At 35.7% G+C, this 24,047-nt stretch carries 22 protein-coding genes; 11 read left to right on the forward strand and 11 right to left on the reverse strand.

Annotated elements, in window-relative coordinates:
* The 9 genes from ACQVD9_RS12685 (at nt 1) to ACQVD9_RS12725 (ending at nt 9,128) form a co-directional block, all read left to right on the forward strand.
* Nucleotides 1-921 (forward strand): amidohydrolase family protein, encoded by a 921-nt coding sequence (locus tag ACQVD9_RS12685; RefSeq protein ID WP_264746315.1) that lies wholly within the window; start codon nt 1-3, stop codon nt 919-921.
* Between the two features lie 26 nt (nt 922-947).
* Complete coding sequence (gene ligA, locus ACQVD9_RS12690; protein WP_264746316.1) at nt 948-1,331, forward strand: protocatechuate 4,5-dioxygenase subunit alpha; 384 nt, start codon at nt 948-950, stop codon at nt 1,329-1,331.
* Between the two features lies 1 nt (nt 1,332).
* On the forward strand, nt 1,333-2,184 hold the full coding sequence (locus ACQVD9_RS12695) for a class III extradiol dioxygenase subunit beta (RefSeq protein ID WP_264746317.1): 852 nt from the start codon (nt 1,333-1,335) through the stop codon (nt 2,182-2,184).
* A 12-nt stretch (nt 2,185-2,196) separates the two neighbouring features.
* Nucleotides 2,197-3,153 carry a Gfo/Idh/MocA family oxidoreductase gene (locus tag ACQVD9_RS12700; RefSeq protein ID WP_264746318.1) on the forward strand — a complete coding sequence of 319 codons (957 nt, stop codon included), beginning with the start codon at nt 2,197-2,199 and terminating at the stop codon, nt 3,151-3,153.
* Between the two features lie 10 nt (nt 3,154-3,163).
* The gene (locus ACQVD9_RS12705) at nt 3,164-4,162 is read left to right on the forward strand and encodes an aldo/keto reductase (RefSeq protein ID WP_264746319.1); all 999 of its coding nucleotides are present in this window, start codon (nt 3,164-3,166) and stop codon (nt 4,160-4,162) included.
* 339 nt (nt 4,163-4,501) lie between these two features.
* The gene (gene aroQ, locus ACQVD9_RS12710) at nt 4,502-4,948 is read left to right on the forward strand and encodes a type II 3-dehydroquinate dehydratase (protein WP_264746320.1); all 447 of its coding nucleotides are present in this window, start codon (nt 4,502-4,504) and stop codon (nt 4,946-4,948) included.
* 7 nt (nt 4,949-4,955) lie between these two features.
* Entirely contained in the window at nt 4,956-5,795 is an 840-nt protein-coding gene (locus ACQVD9_RS12715; RefSeq protein ID WP_264746321.1) for a shikimate dehydrogenase family protein, read from the forward strand.
* 39 nt (nt 5,796-5,834) lie between these two features.
* Entirely contained in the window at nt 5,835-7,193 is a 1,359-nt protein-coding gene (locus tag ACQVD9_RS12720; RefSeq protein ID WP_264746322.1) for an MFS transporter, read from the forward strand.
* Between the two features lie 60 nt (nt 7,194-7,253).
* Entirely contained in the window at nt 7,254-9,128 is a 1,875-nt protein-coding gene (locus tag ACQVD9_RS12725; RefSeq protein WP_264746323.1) for a bifunctional sugar phosphate isomerase/epimerase/4-hydroxyphenylpyruvate dioxygenase family protein, read from the forward strand.
* 198 nt (nt 9,129-9,326) lie between these two features.
* Here ACQVD9_RS12725 and ACQVD9_RS12730 read toward each other — a convergent pair whose 3' ends face one another.
* From ACQVD9_RS12730 to tssI, 7 genes are all read right to left on the reverse strand, one after another.
* Nucleotides 9,327-9,689, reverse strand: a complete 363-nt coding sequence (locus ACQVD9_RS12730) for a hypothetical protein (RefSeq protein ID WP_264746324.1) — start codon at nt 9,687-9,689, stop codon at nt 9,327-9,329.
* 62 nt (nt 9,690-9,751) lie between these two features.
* Nucleotides 9,752-9,946 (reverse strand): hypothetical protein, encoded by a 195-nt coding sequence (locus tag ACQVD9_RS12735; protein ID WP_264746325.1) that lies wholly within the window; start codon nt 9,944-9,946, stop codon nt 9,752-9,754.
* Nucleotides 9,947-10,063: 117 nt separating this feature from the next.
* Nucleotides 10,064-10,684, reverse strand: coding sequence for a hypothetical protein (locus ACQVD9_RS12740; protein WP_264746326.1), 621 nt, complete (start codon nt 10,682-10,684; stop codon nt 10,064-10,066).
* 46 nt (nt 10,685-10,730) lie between these two features.
* Nucleotides 10,731-11,627: a hypothetical protein gene (locus tag ACQVD9_RS12745; RefSeq protein WP_264746327.1), complete on the reverse strand. Its 897-nt coding sequence runs from the start codon at nt 11,625-11,627 to the stop codon at nt 10,731-10,733.
* Nucleotides 11,628-11,673: 46 nt separating this feature from the next.
* Nucleotides 11,674-12,153, reverse strand: coding sequence for a hypothetical protein (locus tag ACQVD9_RS12750; RefSeq protein ID WP_264746328.1), 480 nt, complete (start codon nt 12,151-12,153; stop codon nt 11,674-11,676).
* Between the two features lie 32 nt (nt 12,154-12,185).
* Nucleotides 12,186-13,115, reverse strand: a complete 930-nt coding sequence (locus ACQVD9_RS12755) for an alpha/beta hydrolase family protein (protein ID WP_264746329.1) — start codon at nt 13,113-13,115, stop codon at nt 12,186-12,188.
* Nucleotides 13,115-15,886 carry a type VI secretion system tip protein TssI/VgrG gene (tssI, locus tag ACQVD9_RS12760; protein WP_264746330.1) on the reverse strand — a complete coding sequence of 924 codons (2,772 nt, stop codon included), beginning with the start codon at nt 15,884-15,886 and terminating at the stop codon, nt 13,115-13,117. Before tssI ends, ACQVD9_RS12755 begins: the two co-directional genes overlap by 1 nt.
* A gap of 991 nt (nt 15,887-16,877) precedes the next feature.
* Here tssI and ACQVD9_RS12765 point away from each other — a divergent pair.
* Both ACQVD9_RS12765 and nhaA read left to right on the forward strand, forming a co-directional pair.
* Nucleotides 16,878-17,387 carry a hypothetical protein gene (locus ACQVD9_RS12765; protein WP_264746331.1) on the forward strand — a complete coding sequence of 170 codons (510 nt, stop codon included), beginning with the start codon at nt 16,878-16,880 and terminating at the stop codon, nt 17,385-17,387.
* Nucleotides 17,388-17,537: 150 nt separating this feature from the next.
* Nucleotides 17,538-18,875, forward strand: a complete 1,338-nt coding sequence (gene nhaA, locus ACQVD9_RS12770; protein WP_264746332.1) for a Na+/H+ antiporter NhaA — start codon at nt 17,538-17,540, stop codon at nt 18,873-18,875.
* Between the two features lie 371 nt (nt 18,876-19,246).
* Here the strand turns inward: nhaA and ACQVD9_RS12775 are convergent, their stop codons facing one another.
* The 4 genes from ACQVD9_RS12775 to pbpC form a co-directional block, all read right to left on the reverse strand.
* A complete protein-coding gene (locus ACQVD9_RS12775; RefSeq protein WP_264746333.1) occupies nt 19,247-19,510 on the reverse strand; it encodes a hypothetical protein in 264 nt (87 codons plus the stop codon).
* Nucleotides 19,511-19,861: 351 nt separating this feature from the next.
* Complete coding sequence (locus tag ACQVD9_RS12780; RefSeq protein WP_264746334.1) at nt 19,862-20,428, reverse strand: hypothetical protein; 567 nt, start codon at nt 20,426-20,428, stop codon at nt 19,862-19,864.
* A 466-nt stretch (nt 20,429-20,894) separates the two neighbouring features.
* The gene (gene mtgA, locus ACQVD9_RS12785) at nt 20,895-21,650 is read right to left on the reverse strand and encodes a monofunctional biosynthetic peptidoglycan transglycosylase (protein ID WP_264746335.1); all 756 of its coding nucleotides are present in this window, start codon (nt 21,648-21,650) and stop codon (nt 20,895-20,897) included.
* Between the two features lie 41 nt (nt 21,651-21,691).
* Nucleotides 21,692-24,025 carry a peptidoglycan glycosyltransferase PbpC gene (gene pbpC / locus ACQVD9_RS12790; protein ID WP_413774197.1) on the reverse strand — a complete coding sequence of 778 codons (2,334 nt, stop codon included), beginning with the start codon at nt 24,023-24,025 and terminating at the stop codon, nt 21,692-21,694.
* Between the last annotated feature and the right edge of the window lie 22 nt (nt 24,026-24,047).

Here is a 24,047-nt window from a genome sequence, read left to right on the forward strand (position 1 = left end):
ATGCAGCAACTAGAAGTTACCAAAGGCTGGTTACCTTTTTATAATAAGCCAAGTAAACCTCATTTTAAGTTACCTGAGGGTGCGGTCGATGCGCATTGCCATGTATTTGGCCCGCATGACAAATTTCCTTATGCACCAGAGCGTAAATACACACCTTGTGATGCCCCCAAAGAAGCATTATTCGCACTACGTGATCACTTAGGTTTTTCACGTAACGTAATCGTACAAGCCACTTGTCATGGTACTGATAATCGAGCATTAGTAGACGCATTAGAAGCGTCAAATGATTTGGCTCGTGGCATAGCCTCTATCAAACTTGATATTACAGATGAAGAACTATTAAAATTACACCAAGCAGGTGTGCGCGGTGTTAGATTTAACTTTGTTAAACGCTTGGTAGATTTTCTACCTAAAGAACAATTAGAAATCATTGCAAAACGCATTGCACCATTAGACTGGCATATTGTGGTTTATTTTGAAGCTGAAGACTTACCTGATTTATGGGATTTCTTTACCTCATTACCTACTATTGTAGTAGTCGACCATATGGGACGTCCTGATGTAAGCAAACCAGTAGACGGTCCTGAGTTTAGCTTGTTCGTTAAATTAATGCGTGATAATCCAAATATTTGGAGCAAAGTTTCCTGCCCAGAGCGTTTGAGTATAACAGGGCCAAGAGCCTTAAGCGGAGAACAAAATGCTTATCAAGATGTAGCTCCCTTTGCTCGTTACTTGGTAGAACAATTCCCTAATAGAGTATTATTCGGTACTGACTGGCCTCACCCTAATCTAAAAGATCATATGCCTGATGATGGTTTATTGGTTGATTATATAAGGCAAATTGCACCAACGGCTGATTTACAAAAACAATTATTAGTTGATAATCCTATGCGCTTATATTGGCCTGAAGTTGCAGGATAACTACCTATAAAATAAGGAGAATAATAATGAGCCTCGATAAACCTTATAAAAACATTCATGGCACTACTATTTTTGATGCAGACCAATCACGCTTGGGCTACCATCTAAATCAGTTTTGTATGTCTCTAATGAAAGCAGAAAACCGCTTACGCTTTAAAAATAATGAGCGAGCCTATCTAGATGAGTGGCCTATGACTGAACAGCAAAAGCAAGCAGTGATCGCCCGAGACTTAAATCGTTGTTTGGCATTAGGAGGCAATATTTATTTCCTAGCCAAAATAGGAGCTACCGATGGGCTATCGTTTCAACAAATGGCTGGCAGCATGACTGGAATGACCGAACAAGAATACCGCGACATGATGATTGCAGGTGGACGCAAACCTGTGCCAAAACATGCATTAGGAGAATAATATGGCTAAAATTACTGCAAGTGTTTATACCTCTCATGTTCCTGCTATAGGTACCGCTTTAGATTTAGGAAAAGATAAAGAACCCTACTGGCAGAAAGTCTTTAGTGGTTATGATTTTTCTAAACAATGGCAGAAAGAAAATAAACCTGATGTTATTTTTTTGATTTATAACGATCATGCCAATGCTTTTAGCTTAAGTTTAATTCCTACCTTTGCTTTAGGTACAGCAGCTGAGTTCCCTATTGCTGATGAAGGCTGGGGACCTAGACCTGTACCCACTGTAAAAGGACACCCAGAACTAGCATCACATATTGGCCAATCATTAATTCAAAATGATTTTGACTTAACCATTGCCAATGAGCTCCCTGTTGATCATGGTTTAACTGTCCCCTTATCATTAATGTTTGGAGATGTTGAAGAGTGGCCCTGTAAGGTTATTCCATTGCATGTAAATGTGGTGCAATATCCAGTTCCTTCAGGTGCTCGCTGTTTTGCTTTAGGGCAAGCCATTAGAGAAGCGGTTGAGTCATTTGATGAGGACTTAAATGTGCATATCTGGGGTACTGGTGGAATGAGCCACCAACTACAAGGCGCACGTGCTGGCTTAATCAATGAACCTTGGGATAATTGTTTTTTAGATGAACTTATTGAAGACCCCGAACGCTTATCTAAAATGCCTCATTTGGAATATGTTGAAGAAGCAGGCTCGGAAGGTATTGAGTTAGTTATGTGGTTAGTAGCACGCGGAGCGATGAACTTAACTAAAAAACCACGTATTGCGCATCGTTTCTATCACGTTCCAGCCTCTAATACAGCAGTAGGTCATTTAATTTTAGAAAATGAGCCTGCCTAATAGGAGAACACCATGAAACAAATTAAAGTAGCTTTAGTTGGTACAGGAGCCTTTGGCATTAAGCACTTAGATGCTATTAAAAATATTGATGATGCAGAAGTAGTAGCTCTAGTTAGTAGTAAAATTGACTCCGTTAAAAAAATAGCAGAAGAATATGCCGTTGAGCATTATTCAAACAATTTGGATGATGTTCTAAAAATGCCAGAAGTGGATTGCGTTATATTATGTACTCCTACCCACTTACATGCTGAGCAAACACTAAAATGCCTACAAGCAGGTAAACATGTTGAGGTTGAAATACCATTAGCTGATAACTTAGCTGCGGCAGAACAAGTGCTCAAGGTACAACAACAAACAAATTTAGTGGCTATGGTTGGTCATACTCGCCGGTTTAATCCCTCACATCAATGGATTCATCAGCAAGTTAAACAGAACAAGTTTCACATCCAACAAATGGATGTACAAACTTATTTTTTCCGTCGCACCAATATTAACGCCTTAGGTCAACCTCGCTCATGGACAGACCATTTGCTTTGGCATCATGCCGCTCACACCGTAGACTTATTCCAGTATCAAACTGGCTCAAAAGTAGTTAAAGCAAATGCCATTCAAGGGCCTATTAATCCTGAGCTTGGCATCGCTATGGATATGTCTATTCAGTTATTAGCAGAAAATGGCGCTATTTGTACCTTATCACTCTCCTTTAATAATGATGGACCAATAGGTACATTTTTCCGTTATATTGGTGACACAGGTACTTATATCGCTCGTTATGACGATTTAGTCAACGGTAAAGAAGAAAAAATTGATTTAACTAAAGTAGCTGTATCCCCCAATGGCATTGAATTACAAGATCGTGAATTCTTCACAGCCATTCGTGAAGGCCGCGAACCTAACTCAAGTGTAGCGCAAGTAATAAATTGCTATCGAGTACTAGCTGATTTAGAAAAACAACTAAATAATCTATAAGAGGTTGCTAATGTTGCAAACCAGAAAATTAGCAGGTAAAGAAGTCATGAGTATTGGCCTAGGCTGTATGAACTTAAGCCATGCTTATAATCATCCCTTGCCTGAAAAGGAAGCAAAGGCATTAATTGATAAAGCATTAGATTTAGGTGTTAACCACTTCGACACAGCCACCTTATATGGTTTTGGCGCTAATGAAAATTTATTAGGCACTTCTAGCTTAAAGGCTAAACGTTCACAAATCTTTTTAGCCAGCAAATGTGGTATGGCGGGTGTTAATGGTAAACGGGTTATTGATGGCAGACCTGCAACTATAAAAGCACAATGTAATGAAAGCTTAAAGCGACTAGCTACCGATCATCTCGACTTGTATTACCTACATCGAAGAGACTTTACAGTACCTATCGAAGAGAGTGTAGGAGCCTTAGCCGATTTAGTTAAAGAAGGAAAAATACGAGCAATAGGTTTATCAGAGGTATCAGCCAATACTTTACAACAAGCTCATGCTATACATCCTATTGCAGCTGTGCAAAATGAATACTCATTATGGAGCCGTAATCCTGAATTAGGTTTACTTGAAACGTGCAAAAAACTGAAGGTTGCCTTAGTAGCTTTTAGCCCCGTGGCTAGAGGCTTTTTAGCATCATCAATAAATCTTCATAGTTTACCAAAAAATGACATACGTCTTGCTATGCCACGCTTTCAAGAACCACAATGGTCACATAACCAACAACTTTTTAAGCAATTCGCCCAAATTGCTCAACAAGCTAATTGTTCACCAGCACAACTTGCTCTGTATTGGTTACTACGGCAAAGCGATTGGGTAATTCCTATACCTGGCACTACTAATATTAATCATTTACAAGAAAACATTGCAACAATCAACTTAGACATAGCTGATGATATTCTAACGCAAGTAACGCAGTTAATTAATCAACAAACAGTACAAGGCAATCGTTATCCTAAAGCAACTCTTGCTGAAATTGATACCGAATCATTCAGTGAAGAATAAGCTAACTCATAGCTGACTTATTTTAAACATTTCATACCAATCCTCACTCTTTAAGCTTCACCGATCATGTTTACTAAACATGGTGAAGCTTCTTTTTTATTACCAATATTCACCATAATCATTAAAAATCAATTAATACACTATTAAACAATAGATTAGACCATTAGCTAATACTATTTATTTAGCCATTCGCCACAACGCTTAAAATCACAACTATCCGTAACAGTGTGACTGTTTTTGTTATAACTGATAGAACCAGCAATAGGTATTTTACCTTTAAATTCTGTGTTAAATTCAAAAACATAAATAAAGATCAAAATAATAAAGACGAGAAATAATATGACAAAAGTAGCAAATATACTGCTGATCAATGGCCCCAATCTCAACTTGTTAGGATTAAGAGAACCTAATACTTATGGAAAGCAAACTCTGCCTGAGTTAATTGCACACTTAGAACAGGTTGCTAAAACACTACAAATCAATATAAGTCATACTCAACATAATGGTGAAGGGCAAATTGTTGATGCAATTCATGCTGCTAAAGAAACACAACAAGGCATCATAATTAATGCAGGAGCTTACACTCATACCAGTATTGCTATCCGTGATGCACTTGCAGGAGTGACTATCCCGTTCATTGAAGTACATATCTCGAATGTCTATAAGCGTGAACCTTTCCGCCATTACTCCTATTTATCAGATCAAGCAATCGGAGTGATTGCTGGTTTAGGAGTTTATGGTTACGAAGCCGCCTTAAATTTTTTCAATCAGTATTTTATGGAGTAAGAATAAAATGATTATCAATGGAAAAACTGATTTTTTGACCCTATTGGGCGATCCTATTCATAGTGTAAAAGCACCTATGATCTATAACCCTTACTTACAAGAACTAAATATTAATACCATTCTATTACCTATAGAAGTTTCTCCTGAACAATTTCCTTTTGTTTTAAAAGCACTACTACAAGTTAAAAATTTTCGTGGCTCACTCATTACAATGCCACATAAAGTAAATGCTATAAGCCTAGTTGACGAACTAAGCACCACCGCCAAAATTGCAGGTGCCTGTAATGCTATTAAAATAGCTGATGACGGTAAAGTTATCGGCGACATGTTTGATGGTGAAGGTTTTGTTAGAGGGATGACTCGCAAAGGTATAAATCCCCAAGGTAAAAAAGCATTCGTGGTTGGTTCTGGTGGGGTGGGTAGTGCTATTGCAGCCTCATTAGCAGCAGTAGGTATTACTAAATTATGTTTAAGTGATACTAGGCAGGGATCTGCACAATCGCTTGGCAATCGCTTAAAAACTCATTACCCAGAACTCGAAATTGCCTTTCAAACAGATTCATTAGCTGAATATGATATTGTGGTTAATGCTACCCCTCTAGGCATGAATGACAATGACCCGTTACCTCTTGATGTTACTTTATTAAATCCCAACCAATTTATTGGTGAGGTGGTAATGAAAAAAGAAGTAACTCCCTTTCTAAAAGCAGCACAAACACTGGGTTGCAAAACTCAAATAGGAACAGATATGTTGTTTGAGCAAATCCCCGCTTATTTAGAATTTTTCAACTTCCCCACAACAACAGCTGAACATTTAAGAGAAGTAGCTCAAATTAAATATTTATAAGCCTTATAAGATAGCAACTTAAGCGAAACAGGAGTAATTATGTCCACTATTAATATTCGCGAGTTTTTAGATAATAATAAAACCAGCTCATATCAATTTATGATCATCAGCTTAATGTTTTTAACAGTTATAATGGATGGTATTGACGTTGCCATCATGGGCTTTCTAGCACCTGAATTAAAACGACAATGGGCTATTTCCAATATAGAAATAGCACCCGTGCTAGGCTCGGCATTATTTGGTTTAGCTATCGGAGCCATGATTGCTGGCCCTATCGCTGACAAATTTGGTCGTAAACTAATTTTAGTATCATGTGTCTTTACCTTTGGATTATTTACCTTATTAGGTGCTACCTCCCATACGACTACATCACTGATTATTTACCGCTTTATAGCAGGAGTGGCTATGGGAGGAGTAATGCCTCAAGCTGCCACACTTATTAGTGAATATTCGCCAGCAAAACATAGATCACTTTTTGTCACTATAGTCTTTGCGGGGTTTACCGTAGGAGCAGCTTCGGGTGGCTTTATTGCCTCTTGGCTTATCCCCCACTATGGCTGGCGTTCAGTATTAGTTGTCTGTGGTATTATGCCTATGATGCTAAGTGTTCTATTACTCATTAAATTACCTGAGTCTATTAGCTTTATGGTTTTAAAAAACTATTCAAAAGATAAGGTCATTCAAATAGTCAATCGTATCAAATCAAATACCGCCAATGAGAGCACCACTTTTATTCTGCCACAAATACAAGTAGTTGAAGCCAATCCTATTAAAACCGTACTAAATCAGCACTATATTGTCGGTAGTATTTGTTTGTGGCTAGCCTATTTTTTTGCCTTATTTTTAGTCTACTTACTAGGTAGCTGGTTACCTACTATTATTGAAGAAGCAGGCTTCTCTTTATCTCAAGCTGCAATAATCGCTGCCATTTTTCAATTAGGGGGCCCCTTAGGATCAGTCACTATGGGTTGGTTAATGGATAGATACAGCCCTCATAAAGTATTAGCCTGCACCTATACCATTGGTGCCGCGATTATGGCATTAATGAGTTACGCTTCAGTACACTTTGCACTGCTATCATTTATCGCTTTCTTTGTTGGTTTCTGCTTTAACGGAGCCAACACAGGTATGAATGCCTTATCCAGTTTATTCTTTCCTACCTCAGCACGGGCCACAGGTAATAGCTGGATGCATGGTATTGGTCGTGTAGGGGCGATATTAAGCGCTTATGCAGGAGCCTTTATGCTAGATGCTGGTTGGGGCTTATCCCAAGTATTATTATCATTAATCATACCCGCTGTATTAATTTCTTGCCTTATTATGCTCAAAAAATATTGGTATCAACATGCATTATCTATTGAAGCAGCACAATGTTCTGCCTCTTTAGAACAGGCTTAGACCGTTATTAAACAGCCCATTAGTTATATTATATAGAACACTTAGTTTAAAGGATCTGAAATGAAACATAGTATCGCAACAGTCTCAGTTAGTGGGATGTTACCTGAGAAGCTAAGAGCAATTAGTGCGGCTGGTTTCGATGCCGTAGAAATTTTTGAAAACGATCTGCTTTATTACGAAGGCTCACCTAAAGATATTAAACACCTTTGCCAAGACTTGAATTTAGAAATTGCTCTTTTTCAACCCTTTCGCGATTTTGAAGGAGCTCCTCGTGAAAAATTATCACATAACCTTAACCGTGCTGAGAAAAAATTTGAACTGATGCATGAGCTTGGCGTAAATAAAATGCTGCTATGTAGCAATACCCAAAGCAACTGTATTAAAGATGATAATACGCTAATGGAAGACTTACATCTGATTGCAGAAAAAGCTACTCAACATAACATTAAAGTCGGCTATGAAGCTTTAGCATGGGGAACACATGTTAACTCTTATAGACACGCATGGTCATTAGTAAAACAAATCAACCACCCTAATTTAGGTATTATTCTGGATAGTTTCCATACTTTATCTATTAAAGATGACCTCACCGAATTAGCTTATATTCCAAAAGATAAAATATTTTTTGTTCAGTTAGCTGACGCACCATTACTGAAAATGGATGTATTAGAATGGAGTCGTCACTTTAGAAACTTTCCGGGTCAAGGTGAATTCAATTTACAATATTTTTTAGCGCCCATTTTAGTAGCTGGCTATGACGGCCCTTTATCTCTAGAAATTTTTAACGATGAATTTCGTGCGGCCCCTACAGAGCAAACAGCTTTATACGCTAAAAGATCATTATTATATTTAGAAGAACTAACACGTCATCATTTACAATATAATTATATAAAAGTAAATGAACCATTATTTTCACCTCCATCAGTCACTCAATATAAAAATGTTGCATTTTTAGAGTTTGCAGTGGATGGACAATCTAACCATGAGTTAAGTAATTGGTTTGAACAACTAGGCTTTCAAAAAACAGGCCAACACAAATCTAAAGACGTTACCTTGTATCAACAGGGTGAGATTAATTTAGTATTGAATGCAGAGCCTGACTCTTTTGCTCAAAACTATTATTTATTACACGGCCCCTCATTATGTGCTAGTGCGTTTAAAGTCAGTAATGCTGAGCAAGCATTAAGTAGAGCTAAACAATATGGTTGTCATACCTATGAAGGCCGCTTAGGGCCGAAAGAACAATTTATCCCAGCTATATTAGCTCCTGATGGTAGCTTACAATATTTTTTAGATAATGCGGCAGATATTCATCAAACCGATTTTAATACTAAACCGTATAATCAACCCTCATATTTAAATAACATTGATCATTTTGCGATTGGTATCCGTGCAGAAACAATGGATATATGGACATTACATTTTAAAGCAATCATTGGTTTTGTTACTGAACATGAGCTCACCTTAGCAGACCCTTACGGTTTAATAAAAAGTAAGGTAGCCCATAGCATTGACAGCACAGTTAGAATCCCATTAAATATCTCAGAAAATAAACATACCTCAATTGCACGCTCAGTATCAGCCTATCAAGGTTCAGGATTGCAACATGTCGCCTTTTCCACCCATGACATTTTTAATACCGCAGAAAAACTACAACAAAATGGTCTAAAATTACTAAAAATACCAGATAACTATTATGATGATTTAGCTACTAAATTCGATTTAAGCCCCGAGTTTATCGGCAGGTTACAACAATTTAATATTTTATACGATGAAGATAATCAAGGTGGTAGCTTATTACATATCTACTCAGAAGTGTTTGAAAAGCGCTTTTTCTTTGAGGTCTTACAACGCTTTAATGGATATGATCAGTATGGCGCAAATAATACCCCTGTCAGAATTGCTGCACAAAGTCGTATTTGCAAAATAAAGTAAAATATATCCCTATTTTTATTTGCTGTAAGCTAAATCAAACATTATAGTTTTCAATTAGCATTGACAGACTCTAACCATTAAATCTCTCTTGAGATTAAAAATTGTCATCTAGTACGAACGCTCTATTACATAGCTAATTACTTTGGTCTGATATTAGGATTATCCTAATCATAACTTTAAGTAAAATAGTAGTATGTTTCATATTTTCTTTTCTACTAAGGTAAACTCTGTACGATCTGTTACTTTCTGTAAAGGAAACACAAAAACAAAACTACCTACCCCAATTTCAGAATAACGTATAATGAAAAAATATTTGATCTTTTGTAAAGAGTCTATATCAAATATATATGATTCTTTTATAGTATGGCTATCAGTTGCTTTGTCAAGTAGCTCATTTCCCCACTCTCTTAACATATAATCGTGTAAAACCGATAACTGTTGTTTATTAAGTTTTGTTAAATCAACTTTAATTATTTTAAAACCCTTATTTAACTCATAATAACAAAGATCAGCACTCCCTGTTATATTCAAACTCAAACTTGTTCTTGATGCTTTATCCACCTATATTAACTCAATAGGGTATCTATTCCCACGAATCAAACCTACATGCCAAACTTGGTTATTTAATTTTTACACTTTAAAAAAGGGGTTCCCAAAGGCGCAGAAGTTAATAGCTCTTTAGTAGCTATTGCCAACCCTACTGGTTTAAAAAATGGAATAATACGGTAAGTACCTATCATATCTTCACATTCCTGAGCATTAGCCAAATGTAAACTAACAAAAAAGATAGTTACAACTAATAACATTAATCTTTTCATTTTCCTATGCCGCTGACTAATATCGGGGTAAGGGAGGTAAATAATAAAATACCAATGAGTCTCTTTAATATTTTCACTATTTTTTCACTAACTTTATTGGTCTCAATTTTCTTTAGATTATTTTAAAAGCTCTTTTAACTCATTTTCAGGCAAATTCATCTTTTTTATATCTTCGGGTAACAGTTTAAAATCCTTTTTCAATTCAAAACGTGCTTCCATAAATGCTGCTTTCACCTCTTTTGAAAGAGGATCTCGTTTATATTTTTGTATGCTAGGTTCATAGAATTCAAATAATTTTTCTTTATATACTAATTGATCATTGGGATCAGAGATTTTATTTTCTTCAAAAAAATCTTTTAATGGTATAGTCATATGACTTTTAACACCTATTTTTTTAGGTATATCTGTATCAAAACCATAATATTCAATGTATATACTATTATCTTTTTCATAAACATATAAATGATTTATACGTCCCTTTGAGCCATTAAACCTTGCCATAATATTATCAAATTCAAGTATAGCTACTTGGTTGTCATAAGAAAAATAAATTTTGTATCGATCTACTTGATCATTTGTAAATGAGAATAGTTTATCATTATATAGCAATGTTTGCGTTCTTGAACCTGTGTAAGATGGAGTATTGGCATTAAAGCGATAATTAATTGATTGAACATTAATGATCATATTATTTAAAATCTGTTTATTACCATAAACTTTAAACTCTGGTTCTGACATCTCATGACACCCATATAACGAAATAATGAATATTAATAATAATAGTTTAATTGGTCTTTCTATGATCATTAAAAACTCCTTGGTGAGTTTGTCCCTCATAGTTTCCATTTTGAAAATACTTCAGCACATTAGCAGGTGGATATGACTTAAGTTCTTCATCTGTTAATTGATTTACACTGTTAGTCAGTGATCCAAAAATATAAGTTGATTTCACCCCTTCTCCTGAGTTACCTCCAACCATATACGTTGGCCCCATTAGATCCCATGTAGTTTGTGCTGTCTTCCTGACAATATTAGGAAAGAAACCATCCGCAGCTGATCGGGCAACAGTAGTAACTCTATAATTAGGATAAAATGATGGGAAGGCGGATGTACTTTGTCCCCAAACTGTTACTCCAGAAAAGTTGGATAGCTTGGATAAGCTATGGGCAAATCCCTCTGGATTATGTCCTGTATTACAACCATAAAATACACAAATAGCGCCTTGTTCTTTCCAGTTAAAATCTATAGCATCCCAACCTCCTGTAATAGCCATTTGAACAGGCCAACCTGTAACAGGCGGAATATTAGCGGTATGATATGAGATAGGACCATCTCCTGCTGCATGAGAGAAAACACCTATTTCTCTGGTTTTAATTTTATCTTTTCCACCATACTTACTTGTCCAGTTATTAATAATAGGACCTATTTCATGAATAGCTTGTATGGGAGGATTATGAACTTTATGTATTTTTTCATTGTACCAAGATGATTTTTTTATATTTTCCATTCGTGTTTGAGCTGCTTCTGAGAATAAAGTTCTACCATCATATCCCCCATTTTTATCCTCCTCATCTATCCAGAATAAAAGAATAAGCTCTTTAGGCCGACTAATTTTTTGCTTTACTATATTCTTTTCTGTTGAGCTGGTTTTACCCATTGTCTCTTCATTAGAACTAGACATTGTAAAATCTCCCTAGCAAATTTTCCTATCCACTATCATTACATTATTATCCTAAGTTATTAAACATAACTATTTGATAAAAATCCGTAGGATAGTCATTATTTGTTTGCTGTTCTGGCTTAACTTTAAAAATAACACTCACCTTATTATTAAGCTGCCATTGATAAGCATAACTATCATTCAGTGCATTTTCTGTATAACTAAAGTTTAATTGCAACATCTGTAAAAAAATATCCTCAGAGAAATTTGTCAACAATTCTTTATCTAAAAAAATCTGTGCTGTATTCCAGTTCTGTTTTGTATCTTTTTCAAAAACCAGTGAAAATAAGTCTTTATAATTGAACTCATGAACAACTCCTATTTTTCCTGTTTTAGGGGCATTAGCCATATACTTACCTAAAAATTTAATTTGACTCTGTAAAGTACTTTCGCCTGCTAATATTAGGATAGTGGCTTTAATCATATTAATTAAATAGCTCTTGTCTTGCTCAGATAGCTCTTTTATTTCAAGTTCATTTGTAGTCATAGCTCTATACCATTTCTATTTATACAGTACATTTATTTCTTTAACCATTCTCTTAATGCTATTGAAACATGATCATAAGGTGAAAGTTTAATAGGAGTTTCTTCTATAACTGTGTATTGATCTTCCTTAGCATTACACTGTGGAGCTATTATCTTTAGTTTTTCCTTGTCATAAATTCCATGCCATGCATAATCATGTGCATACTCACTGATATAGGAAAAATCAGGAAATGATTGTGAATCATCTCTGCCATGCTTTATAACTGGACTCCCCATTGGTTCATAACTTTGAAAGCTAAGGCTCCAACCATATCCAGGAATCCATCTCTCTCCCACTTTAGCAACTGCATTCCCAAAACTGGAACCTATTTCTAGTATATTATGCCAAGACTTTCTAACCTTAATTTTTGTAGGAAAACTATTAATTACATCAGCAACAATTTTTACTCCATCACCGACACCTACAGGGTCTATAGTAATTAAAAAGTCTACTGTATACTTTTTTTTATTAACCAAATAATTACAAAAATGTGCACCATTCCAACCACCCAAACTATGTCCTATAATCACTATTTTTAAGTGCTTTTTATCCTTACAGGCAAGATATTTCTCAACTAAAGAATTTTGTTGTTTTTCCTTATAAACTTCATAGTATCCAAGATATATACCTTCATATCGGCTCTTATCTAACTTATTTGCCTCTAAAGAAGCCTCAAATTTTTCTTTAACATATCTAATATTATGATATGGGCCAATTTCTTTCCACTCTACTTTTCTAAGTATTGGAATATATGCAGGTCCATACCATGCTCTTTTATCTGCTGCTCCGCCAATATAAAAAACTACAACTTGTGTCTTATTAGAAATTTCTACCTCTTGAGTTGTCTTAGGTTTTCTCTCAGTTTTACCAGAACTGATTTCCTTATTATCCTTACTGTTCTTATTCTCGTTTCCCCCAGCCATTACATACTCTCCTTTTTAGCCTGTACTTCACCTAATACTAGATGGACTTTAATTTCTTGCTCAATATCGCTATAAAAGGTTTCTGTATAACCTTGTTGATCTGTAGTACCTTCTTTGGTTGAACCATCTGGGAATGTAGCAATATAGTCAGTATTTGCATAGGGTACATCATCATCATCTGTAAAATGGAACCGTACATTTTGCGAGTCACCTATATTTTCTGTGTCTACTAAATCATTATCATTTAAAACTGGCACATAGGTTTCCATCAATAAATGTACATCTATATCCTGCGGTTCAACACTAAAGAAACTCTTAGTATACCCTTCTGCATCTGTTACTCCTTTTACTGTATTACCATCAGGTAAATAAGCTATATAACTAGTATTGGCATAAGGAATTTGATTATCATTGGTAAAATGAAACCGTAAATTATAGCTATCATGCATAACTGGCTTAGAAGTAACCCCTGCCACAGCCATAAACTTACTTAATGGCATTAAAGGCTCAGCAGGAGTACCTTCCATTGGAGCACCACCTGTAAAGACAGGCATGGTCATCCATATTCCAGCAGGGTTCAATACAATATGTTGCCCCCCTGCTTTTAAGGTTAAACTTAATCCTCCATCTATTACTGTTTGTAAGCCACTCTTTAAGTGAATCTCCATGCCTGCTTCTGTGGTTTTTATTGTTCCAATGGTTTCATGCTCACTCATTCCCACAGTTTTATAATCATTCATCATGATCTGTGTTTTACGATCTAATTGAGTTAAATGATGCTCTTCACTTTCATTTTTGGTATAGCGATTCTTGACTATAGTTTCACTATGTTCGTTTTGTACCTGTAGGTGGCTGTTGTTGTTAACTTGTACTGTGTGGTTGTTTTTGGTGAGCTGGTCAAAATCTTTTTGGCTTTGCACAAAGATTTGTTCTTGGCCTGCTTTGTCTTCTATTCGCAGTTCATTAGAACCTACACCACCTTTTGAGCTAGACGTTTTAAATACACTTCTAGTTTTATTAGCAGGCAAATCATAAGGAACTTTGTTGACTCCGTTGTGAATTGCTCCTGTTACTACTGGATTATCTGGATCTCCTTCGAGGAAATCTATTTTTACTTCCATACCTACTCTAGGTATAACTACAGTACCATAACCATCATGAGCCCAGTTGCTAACTACTCTGATCCAATGGGAACTATTTTCGTCCATAGTACCTTCACGATCCCAATGGAATTGAACTTTGATTCGTCCATATTCATCACAGTAAATTTCTTCGCCTGCTGCGCCTGTTACAATAGCTGTTTGGGTTCCTAATACTCTTGACTTAAGGTGTCTTCTAGCAGGTCTATAAGATACTTCTTGTGGTATAGCATTAAAGACGTTGAAGTAGCCTTGTTGTTGATTTTGAACAGGAAATTCTAGTTCTGTGTCTATATCTAAGTATTTATGTAGTTGGCTAGGCAGTGTAGTACTAGCAGCACTACCTGCTCCTGCAAAGGCTTCTAGCACTTGAGGCTGGTAGCCTTTATGTTTAATTTGGGTAATCAACCAAGGTTTTTCAGCATCCATTGTATCTAAACTTGGATGGTCTTCTATCGTAATGTAGTAACCACTATGGAATGTCGGTATATCTGAATACCCCTCACCTATTAAATGATCAGTTCGAAGACGTTCTATTTCTATTTTAGCTAGTTGGTCATTTCTAGCTTTATTCATACCTGTAGATGGGTAATCATAACTTTCAAGGTTAGGCTCAATAGCTTGATTACCTTTTTGACTTTGCTTACCTTCACTAGTCCCTTCTGGTATTTTCATATTAGTGAAGTTATAGTCTCGCCATGCTACTGCTTGAGTTCTAGAAGCTAAAGATACATCAAAATATTTAAGGGCTTGGCTATCTGCTACCATACCTGTGTCATTCATAAACTTAACTGCTTCTGCTACACTAGGAAAGAAAGGCATAGCATCAGTAAAGATCATTTTATGATTACTTGAAGTATGTTGAAAATGATAAGCTATCCCCTCCTCTTGACAAAGGCGCGACACAAAATGGTAATCAGACTCATCATATTGAACACAGAACTCTCTGATTGGATAGGTTTCTTTTAATTTAAACTCAAAACCTGATTCGGCTCCCTCTTGCATACCATGTTCATTGAGAATAGTAGTGATAATTTCTGGTACTGTTTTGGCTAGGAATTTTCTTTGGTTCACGCGCTTCATTAGATGGGTAAAACGAGGAGTAATGACAATAGAAAAAATGCCATAGTGTTGGCTAATAGGGCCCCGCTTAACCGCTTGAACTAGACCATGCACACCATTACCAGATTTGCCTTCTGGGGTAAATCCTATAAAGACTGATTTGCTGAGCAGTTGGGTGATATCAAAGCGTATATGTTTGTTGATTAAGGTTATTTCAAAGGCATAAGGCGTAGAAATTCCTTCTACTCCTGTGAAGGTTAATATTTGTAGCTTATCCAAAGCTGATTGGACTGTATCTTCGTCGCCATTATCACCTAATGATGCTTTTAACTTATTGGCTGCTGCTAATGCTGAAAATGGATCTAATGATTTACTACCACCTGAAAAACTAGAAAACTTATTACCTATAGCTGCTAAAGCTTCTCCAAAACCTGCTGTATTGCTTGAAGATACAGTACTTTGTGCTAAAGGAGATGAAGTAGATGATGGTGTGTTATTTGTTGTTGAGTTGGGTGAGCTTGCTTCATCCCAAAACAGCTGAAAATGTGTATCAGATGCACTAAAAAACATACTGCAAACTCCTTTAAACAGTAACTTCGATTAAGCCTATTTTTGGTATTAATCTATTGTATATAAATACCCTTAAAATAAACTTAATTATACTTTAAATAATATTTATTAGACATTAGTATAACAAGCATTACTTCATTACTAAACAAGTAAACCATCTTTTTATATTGATAAATACTTATCAATATATAGATTAATACTCATAATAATTAGCTAACCCTTCAACTCTTAAAATATTTTTAATTAGCCAAATAGCTCTTTTTAATTCCTTAATTTACTAAGATTCTTAAATACTAGACTCTCACAACTTAACATAATAAAAACAAATAATAACTTGCTGGTCTAAATAGGTGGTTTTAAAATGAAAATACTTCATTAGAAGACATCTATGAATGTGCAACAGGCCGATTAGTCACTGTATTAGGTTTGCTTGAGAGCATTACACCAATATAACAATTCCCAACCCTACGCCGTACAAAATACTGCCATTGCTAGCACTTTATTGTTAAGAGATGTCAATAGTTTAATTAATGTGATGCAATCATTAACCAATGATAAATAATCTATGTATTCAATAAACTAAATAACTAATTTTTTGTATTAGTTAAAGAAAAACCTCTAGTTTATAACGGGAACTAATACCATAATAAACTAGAGGCTAATGGCAAAAAAAAGATATCTGCGCGATAAACCCATATTTAGTATTAGGAATAGTCTTTCACTAGGGATAAACAAGGTACTAAATATGGGCTGTATAAACTATAAGCAAATACCCTTCATTAATAAATTACCTAAAGGCATAACGTAGTATTAACCTTAAGTATTAGTTATTAATAGCTCTCTTTGCTAACAATAACCTCTTTCTCTGCTACACCAAGCTCCCTAAAAACAATAATAGGCATATTGATTCATTATTAATTAATGAAATAAAACCAATAAATTAGTATAAAGGTATACTGACATGCTCATTTTTTAGGAGAAATTATCAGCAATGCATATATATTCTAGTTGGATATTTTGTTTAATTGTTAATATCATTGTTGCTATCCATTTTATACTAGATCCTTTCGCCGCTAATGATTATACAGATGAGTCCATGGGCACTATTATTCATACTGAACAGTCAAAACAGTATGATGGTTCTACGGAATATATTATCTATCATTCCACAATAGTATTTACAGATAAAGAAGATGTAGAACAAACAGTTCATAATGAAAATAAAGTAATATCAGCTTTAATCGCACCACCTTATATAGATATTGAGAAAAGGAAAGAGGCTGTTAATTTAGAGCAAACTAAAGACTATGTTGGTAAAACTGTGCTTATTGCTTATAACCGAAATAACCCCCAAAAATTTAAAGTAAGCGGCCTATCGGGTGGTGATAAACTTGTGTATGTTAATTTTACATTAGTAATCTTAGAGATTATAAGTATATTATTTGTTATATATGATACAAGGAAGAAAAAAATATCTACTAAGCAAGCTCAACCTATTTAATAAAATAAATTAATTAGGCTTGTATATAAGGTTATAAAAATAGATTCCTTTTTTTATTTGTTTTATAATTTCCAGTTGGGTGTTACAACATAGTGTTGTATTACAGGTTTTAAAACGATGGTCGGGCCGCCTCGCAGAGGATTCGTGCCTATGAAAAAACCTATCTTACCCAAAGCTCATGCCGCTACTATGCGCTCACTTTCTGCCATAGAAAAAGTTTTACATATTGAAGCCGTAGGCGGCATTGTTTTATTTGTAGTTGCGATTATTGCTCTAATCTGGGCTAACTCTTCACTTGCAAACAGTTATCATGCGCTTTGGCATACACCTGTTGGTATCAGTTTTGGTTCTTTTACCTTTTCACAGTCTCTGCATTTTTGGATAAATGATGCATTAATGACTGTTTTTTTCCTTGTTGTGGGTATGGAAATTAGAAAGGAAATACATGATGGTGCGCTCTCAAATTTTCGCCTTGCCACATTACCCATTGCTGCCGCTATTGGTGGTGTTGTAACTCCTGCAATTATTTATTTAGCACTAAATCATGCGCCTATCCAACAACAAGGTTGGGCTGTACCTACGGCTACAGATATTGCGTTTGCTGTTGGTGCATTGGCGTTATTAGGTAAATCTATTCCTACTAATATCAGGGTTTTCTTACTAGCCCTCGCTATTATTGATGATATTGTAGCAGTGCTAATTATCGCCTTTTTCTATTCAGGTGGTTTAGATATTAATGGTCTATTTGTTGGTGTCTTTGGTATTTTCTTGGTGCTATTATTTCAATGGTTAGGCCTACGCTCTGCTTATGCTTATATTATTCCTGGCGCTATTTTATGGATTGGTTTGTTAATGACAGGGGCCCACCCAACCTTAGCCGGTGTAGTATTAGGCTTAATGACACCAGTTGTAGCCACTATTTCTAAAGAAAAATATGTGGAAACAGTAACCAATGCCATCAACACAATCAAAACCACTGATCAAAATGGTAAGTTAACCGTTTCCTATAACGAACTTCATAAAGTACAAAGGGAACTATTACCCCCTGTTACTCGTGTAAATATGGCGCTACATCCTTGGGTAACTTATGGTGTAATGCCTTTATTTGCCTTAGCTAATGCAGGTATTACGATAGATAGCCTCGACTTATCAGCAACCTCAGCGCAACACATCATGTATGGTGTTATTGGTGCCCTTGTTCTTGGTAAACCAATAGGTATATTACTATCCTGTTTTATTGTCGTTAAATTAGGTATCTGTCATTTACCTAAAGGAGTTACTTGGAATGGTATATTATTAGCTGGTTTGCTTGCTGGTATAGGCTTTACTATGTCTATCTTTATAGCCACCTTAGCCTTTACTGATGAAACGCTATTAGGTGCCGCCAAAGCTGGTGTATTACTTGCCTCTTTAGTTTCTATTATTATTGGCTTGTCTTGGGGCTATTTTTTAAAAAAACGCCTTGAACGTAATCCATTGGCTAATTAATTATAATTTAGTTATCCACTAGATTACCCCTAGCGGATAACTATAAAAACCATTAAAAAAACTTATTTTTTAAGCACACTTTTCTTCTTTCAGCTAAAAAGCTCTTGATCGTACTAAAAACATAATGAATATAACCGTACAAATAAGCATTCCATAAATCAAAATTTCATTATCTAACAATGAACACTTACTAACTGGCATTTTGATTTTTTTGCGTGTTGTTGGTTTATCTACTTTTTGCTCTGATTGCTTTTGAGAATGCAAAAAAACACTATAATCCACATAATTGATTTAACGGTGTCGTATCCTTTGCTTGACGAACATAGCCACATTTTGGACAAGCCGTAATCACTGTTTTAATATCCTCCCTATCAAAAAATAGCCATCAATAAAATAATGACGGATACTGCAATAAATAAATAAGCCATTCCTGTCATAACATCATCGACTGATAAAGAATGATTAACCTTACTATTAATAACTTGATAGCTCATTGGTTGTTTTTGTTCTTTCTCTGATTCCTTTTGAAAATGTGCATAAACCCTATAATCTATATGGCACTTTGGACACTGATTGATAGCTGCAGTATCTTGCAGTTGACGTACATAGCTACATTTTGGGCACGTTATAATCATGACATACTCCTTTTTCTGCTTATTATGCAGTTATCCATTTTTTCAATTACCTTTATATAACTTCTGCTGAAAAGCGAAGAAATAAGGTAAATAGGTAAATAGGTAAATAACAACTAATATCATGTAGATTAAAAACTCATTATCGGGTAATGAAAAATCATTAAATTTTGATTTAAGTTTTTTAAAAAAACAAAATTGCTTTTGTTCCAATTGTTTTTGTAAATACCTATAGGATGCATAATCCTCTTGGCATTACTAATATTGTATGTTCTGATTGACGCGTATAACCACAGTTAGGACACGTTGTATTCATACTATCTTTCCCTCCATAGCTATTGGGTAAACAATTTGCTATCTAACAATACTTACTTCTCCCTTTGAGCTGATACGAACAATCCTTTGCATCGGTTTTGATTCAGTACTTCCTTCTTGTAAATTTGGTAAAAAATACTTTGCCGTAAAATTAGCATCATATAGAACAGGATGCGGATCGCTTATATGAACGCTATAGGTAATCGTTATCTGTGGCTCACCATCTATAGCACTGACACTAATAACTTGATGTTTTGTTATATTGCCAAAACAAAAACTCCCTAAACTACCTGATAATTTCGCGGAGGCTGGCATATAAGCATTACGCCCCAACTCTGTTAATACATACTGCTCTACACTAGGTGATACACCTATTTTCTCTACTTTAATCAAACCCACTTTTAATAAGCTTGTACATTCCTCTCCACACTGCTGAACGGTTACTGGAAAACTTGTTGTTACTCGACAAAGCGTATCCTTAGTTTGAATTAGCTGTTGTTCTGTGACATTCGAAATATTATTTACGACTGTATCTGCTTCAGCAGCCACATAACTACTCAAACTAGAAATAGCAAAAACAGGTATGGCAAAAGCTAAATAGCGCATTGTTCTGTTCCTCTTGAACTTTATTATTTACACAACTGTTTTCCTTATCTTGTCTTGTACTCCAACAAAACAGGTTATAGTTAGATTAATGCTTGATTTATTACATGTCAAATAAATTTAAATTACATGTAATTTAATTAAGCTTTTATTCATACTTTCAAACAAACTTTTGACAAAAATATCAAACATAAAAATAAATTATTTATAAACAATAAGTTATACAAATAAAAAATAATTATGATGATTTATTTTTAATAAAAAAGAGGAATTAATATTATTTTTTTAGTAAAAATGACGCTTAAAAAATATGAGATGGTTATTATTGAAGTGATAAATTAATTAGACAAGTATCCAGATTTAAGCTAATCAGATGTAGCAAAAGCAGCTAGATATAGCTGCTTATTGAATATAAGTAAGATTGATAGTAGAAATAGAACCTGCTAACTATTGTATAGCTAGCATTGTATTATTTAGGGCAATCATTGCCACATCTTAGCTTCTGTAAGAAAGCATTACCGCCTAAATTATCCATTTGTTTACGAATAAAAACACCACGAGAATTTATATATACTGTTGGTTTGGCAGGGTTCCAATTTCTAGGGTTAGGCAACACGGCAGCTAATAAACTAGCTTGTTCTTTAGTTAGTTTTCTAGCAGTAGTGTTGAAATAGTATTGTGCAGCAGCTTCTGCACCAAAAATACCATCACCCCATTCTGCACTATTTAAATAAACTTCAAGAATTCGCTCTTTTGACCAAAGCAGTTCAATCCACGCTGTAAACCAAACTTCTACACCTTTACGAAACCAACTACGGCCAGACCATAAAAAAATATTTTTAGAGACTTGTTGGCTAATAGTGCTTGCGCCCCTAAGATTACCACCATCCGCATTGTGTTTTAAAGCTTGTTGAATCGCCTCCATATCAAAACCATGGTGATAAGGAAAATTTTGATCTTCTGAGGCAATAACAGCCAACTTTAAACTATCAGAAATCTCATACCAGCCTTTCCACTCCCTTTGAAACTTAAGGCCGTCTCCCGCTTGCCAGCTTTCAATTTTACGCTCAACCATTAATGAAGTGCCAATAGGATTAATCCAACGCATACTTAACACAAGCAACACCGAAATAACTAATATTCCTATTATTGAAAAAATAGTAAACCAGAATAGTCTCTTAAAAAACTTACGAATCCATTGTAGAATTTTTATTAATTTCGCCATATCTTTCAAATAAGCAATTGAATAGGTAAAAGTATAACATTTTACTGAATGGAAAACTCAATAGTTGCTGTTTGACCTAGTTCATCTAATAAAGTTAACTGTTGTTTACCTGCCTTTATAAATTCTCTATCAAAAGATTCATCAGGTACAGTTTCCTCAATCAGTTCTCCATTTAAGAACCACCAACGTTGCCCTGCCCCACCTAATGAAGAAAGTTTTAATGTTAACGGCTCTGTATTAATGGCAGGTAAACGCAATCTATCCCCCTCTCTCACCCCAACAATAAATAGAGGAGCTGATTTAGTGGGTAGTAAAGGCGGACAATTTTTATCAGCTTTAGGTAAACGACGGTTACGACGTTCAGCATAAATTAACCAAGGTTCTAATGGAGCAGGCCATAAATCAATGCGTTTTTCAATAGCTCCATCACAATCAGCAGCTACCTGTAAACCTTTGCTATTAACCCAAATAGTTTGACTAATGCCTGTGCCAAGAGGTTGATCTACTGCTTGCAAGGTAGGGGGTGTTAGACCATCTAATGTCCAAGCAAAACGCTCTTTACGACAATTAGCATCTTTAACAGGCAATGGCTGTCCCGAAGGCCAACAAATGGCAGCTACCCCAACACTAGCTGGCTGATTACTTTCAGTAACTGATAATGCTTTGCTTGCAGTTTGGTTAATAATAAGATCATGTACTTGTAATAATAAAGGCGTTGCAGAAGCCACTCCAAACTGACCTGGCACTGGCGTTCCATCAGGTCTACCAATCCATACACCTACCAAATAACGTGGTCCTAAGCCAACTGCCCAAGCATCTCTAAAGCCATAACTAGTCCCTGTTTTCCATGCTAATACACTACGTTGTACTAGCCTTGCTCGCTCGTCTCGATCAGGTTCTGTTTGACCTGATAAAATACGCCTTACCACCCATGCAGAACCTGCAGATAACAATGGCCTTTCCTCTAAAACATCAGTAGGTTTAAAACGCAGTTGTGCTACTTTACCTTGACGTGCAAAAGCACTATAACCCATGACTAAATCTTCTAACTTAGTCCCTACACCACCCAAAATAACTGACAAATTAGGCTCTGCCATTGGTGGCAATGTTAAATTTACTCCAGCCCCTTTTAATTCACCATAAAACCGTTTTGGGCCATACGCTTCAAGCAATTGTACTGCTGGTAAATTTAGTGACATTGATAAAGCTTCACTTGCTGATACAGGCCCTATAAAACCTGCTGAGAAATTACCAGGTTTATAATCACCATAGCGTCTTGGCACATCCTGCAATAAAGACTCAGAATGAATCAACCCTGCATCCATTGCCATTGCATAGAGAAAAGGCTTTAAGGTTGAGCCAGGTGAGCGAATGGAAGACACCATATCCACATGACCAAAACGCTTATCATCAGTAATATCTATAGAACCAAGATAGGCTTTTACCTCCATGGTTTGGTGATCGACCACCAAAATAGCGGCTGAAGTATATTCAGGTAAACGCACTTGCCAGTTCTTTAATAAATCCTCTAAACGGCGTTGCATACTGACATTAATAGTACTTTGAATAATAGGCGTTTGACTGTTGTTATATAATCTTCTCGCTAACAACGGTGCCATTTGTGGCTCTTGCCGATCCGTTAAGAAAATACTTTCTTGTTGTATTTCATCAATAACAGACTGTGGCCATATATTAAATTCAGCTAAACGGTTTAATACTTTATCTCTGGCTAATTTAGCACGCTCAGGATAACGATCTGGTCTTAATCGACTGGGCGCTTGTGGTAATACTGCTAATAATGCAGCTTCTGCTTGAGTAAGTTGATCTGGCGGCTTGCCTAAATATGCCCAACTAGCAGCAGCTACACCCTCAATTGTTCCACCATAAGGTGCACGATTAAGATATAAGGTAAGAATCTGATCTTTACTCAAATGCCATTCTAACTGCATAGTACGAAAGACTTGTCTCACTTTTCCCCAGTACGTTCGAGGGTGTGGCTCAATGAGTCTAGCCACTTGCATAGATAGGGTACTACCCCCTGATATAATTTTACCACCTGTTAAGTTCTGCCAGAATGCCCGTCCTAAAGCTATAGGATTGACCCCAGGATGTTCATAAAACCAACGATCTTCATAGGTTAACAAGGCTTCAATATAAGCAGGCGATACTTGCTCAATAGTAATAGGATAACGCCACACGCCATCTCTATCAGCAAAACGCCATAAAGGTGTGCCATCACTCGCTAATACAATACGTGCTATACCATCTTCAGGCATAGGTAATGGAAATAACTTATCAAGCACCCATAGTAAACCAATGATAATAATTGGAATGGATACCCAAACTCGCCAATGTCTACCAATAAAACGTAAAATAGCCAAGTTAACTTACTCTACA

The organism is Entomomonas sp. E7T21 (genome assembly GCF_058693955.1).

What these genes read in the sequence shown, in the direction of transcription:
- ACQVD9_RS12685 (WP_264746315.1), top strand. Translation starts at nt 1, where the DNA reads ATGCAGCAACTAGAAGTTACCAAAGGCTGGTTACCTTTTTATAATAAG.
- ligA (WP_264746316.1), top strand. Translation starts at nt 948, where the DNA reads ATGAGCCTCGATAAACCTTATAAAAACATTCATGGCACTACTATTTTT.
- ACQVD9_RS12695 (WP_264746317.1), top strand. Translation starts at nt 1,333, where the DNA reads ATGGCTAAAATTACTGCAAGTGTTTATACCTCTCATGTTCCTGCTATA.
- ACQVD9_RS12700 (WP_264746318.1), top strand. Translation starts at nt 2,197, where the DNA reads ATGAAACAAATTAAAGTAGCTTTAGTTGGTACAGGAGCCTTTGGCATT.
- ACQVD9_RS12705 (WP_264746319.1), top strand. Translation starts at nt 3,164, where the DNA reads ATGTTGCAAACCAGAAAATTAGCAGGTAAAGAAGTCATGAGTATTGGC.
- aroQ (WP_264746320.1), top strand. Translation starts at nt 4,502, where the DNA reads ATGACAAAAGTAGCAAATATACTGCTGATCAATGGCCCCAATCTCAAC.
- ACQVD9_RS12715 (WP_264746321.1), top strand. Translation starts at nt 4,956, where the DNA reads ATGATTATCAATGGAAAAACTGATTTTTTGACCCTATTGGGCGATCCT.
- ACQVD9_RS12720 (WP_264746322.1), top strand. Translation starts at nt 5,835, where the DNA reads ATGTCCACTATTAATATTCGCGAGTTTTTAGATAATAATAAAACCAGC.
- ACQVD9_RS12725 (WP_264746323.1), top strand. Translation starts at nt 7,254, where the DNA reads ATGAAACATAGTATCGCAACAGTCTCAGTTAGTGGGATGTTACCTGAG.
- ACQVD9_RS12735 (WP_264746325.1), bottom strand. Translation starts at nt 9,946, where the DNA reads ATGAAAAGATTAATGTTATTAGTTGTAACTATCTTTTTTGTTAGTTTA.
- ACQVD9_RS12740 (WP_264746326.1), bottom strand. Translation starts at nt 10,684, where the DNA reads ATGTCAGAACCAGAGTTTAAAGTTTATGGTAATAAACAGATTTTAAAT.
- ACQVD9_RS12745 (WP_264746327.1), bottom strand. Translation starts at nt 11,627, where the DNA reads ATGTCTAGTTCTAATGAAGAGACAATGGGTAAAACCAGCTCAACAGAA.
- ACQVD9_RS12750 (WP_264746328.1), bottom strand. Translation starts at nt 12,153, where the DNA reads ATGACTACAAATGAACTTGAAATAAAAGAGCTATCTGAGCAAGACAAG.
- ACQVD9_RS12755 (WP_264746329.1), bottom strand. Translation starts at nt 13,115, where the DNA reads ATGGCTGGGGGAAACGAGAATAAGAACAGTAAGGATAATAAGGAAATC.
- tssI (WP_264746330.1), bottom strand. Translation starts at nt 15,886, where the DNA reads ATGTTTTTTAGTGCATCTGATACACATTTTCAGCTGTTTTGGGATGAA.
- ACQVD9_RS12765 (WP_264746331.1), top strand. Translation starts at nt 16,878, where the DNA reads ATGCATATATATTCTAGTTGGATATTTTGTTTAATTGTTAATATCATT.
- nhaA (WP_264746332.1), top strand. Translation starts at nt 17,538, where the DNA reads ATGAAAAAACCTATCTTACCCAAAGCTCATGCCGCTACTATGCGCTCA.
- ACQVD9_RS12775 (WP_264746333.1), bottom strand. Translation starts at nt 19,510, where the DNA reads ATGATTATAACGTGCCCAAAATGTAGCTATGTACGTCAACTGCAAGAT.
- ACQVD9_RS12780 (WP_264746334.1), bottom strand. Translation starts at nt 20,428, where the DNA reads ATGCGCTATTTAGCTTTTGCCATACCTGTTTTTGCTATTTCTAGTTTG.
- mtgA (WP_264746335.1), bottom strand. Translation starts at nt 21,650, where the DNA reads ATGGCGAAATTAATAAAAATTCTACAATGGATTCGTAAGTTTTTTAAG.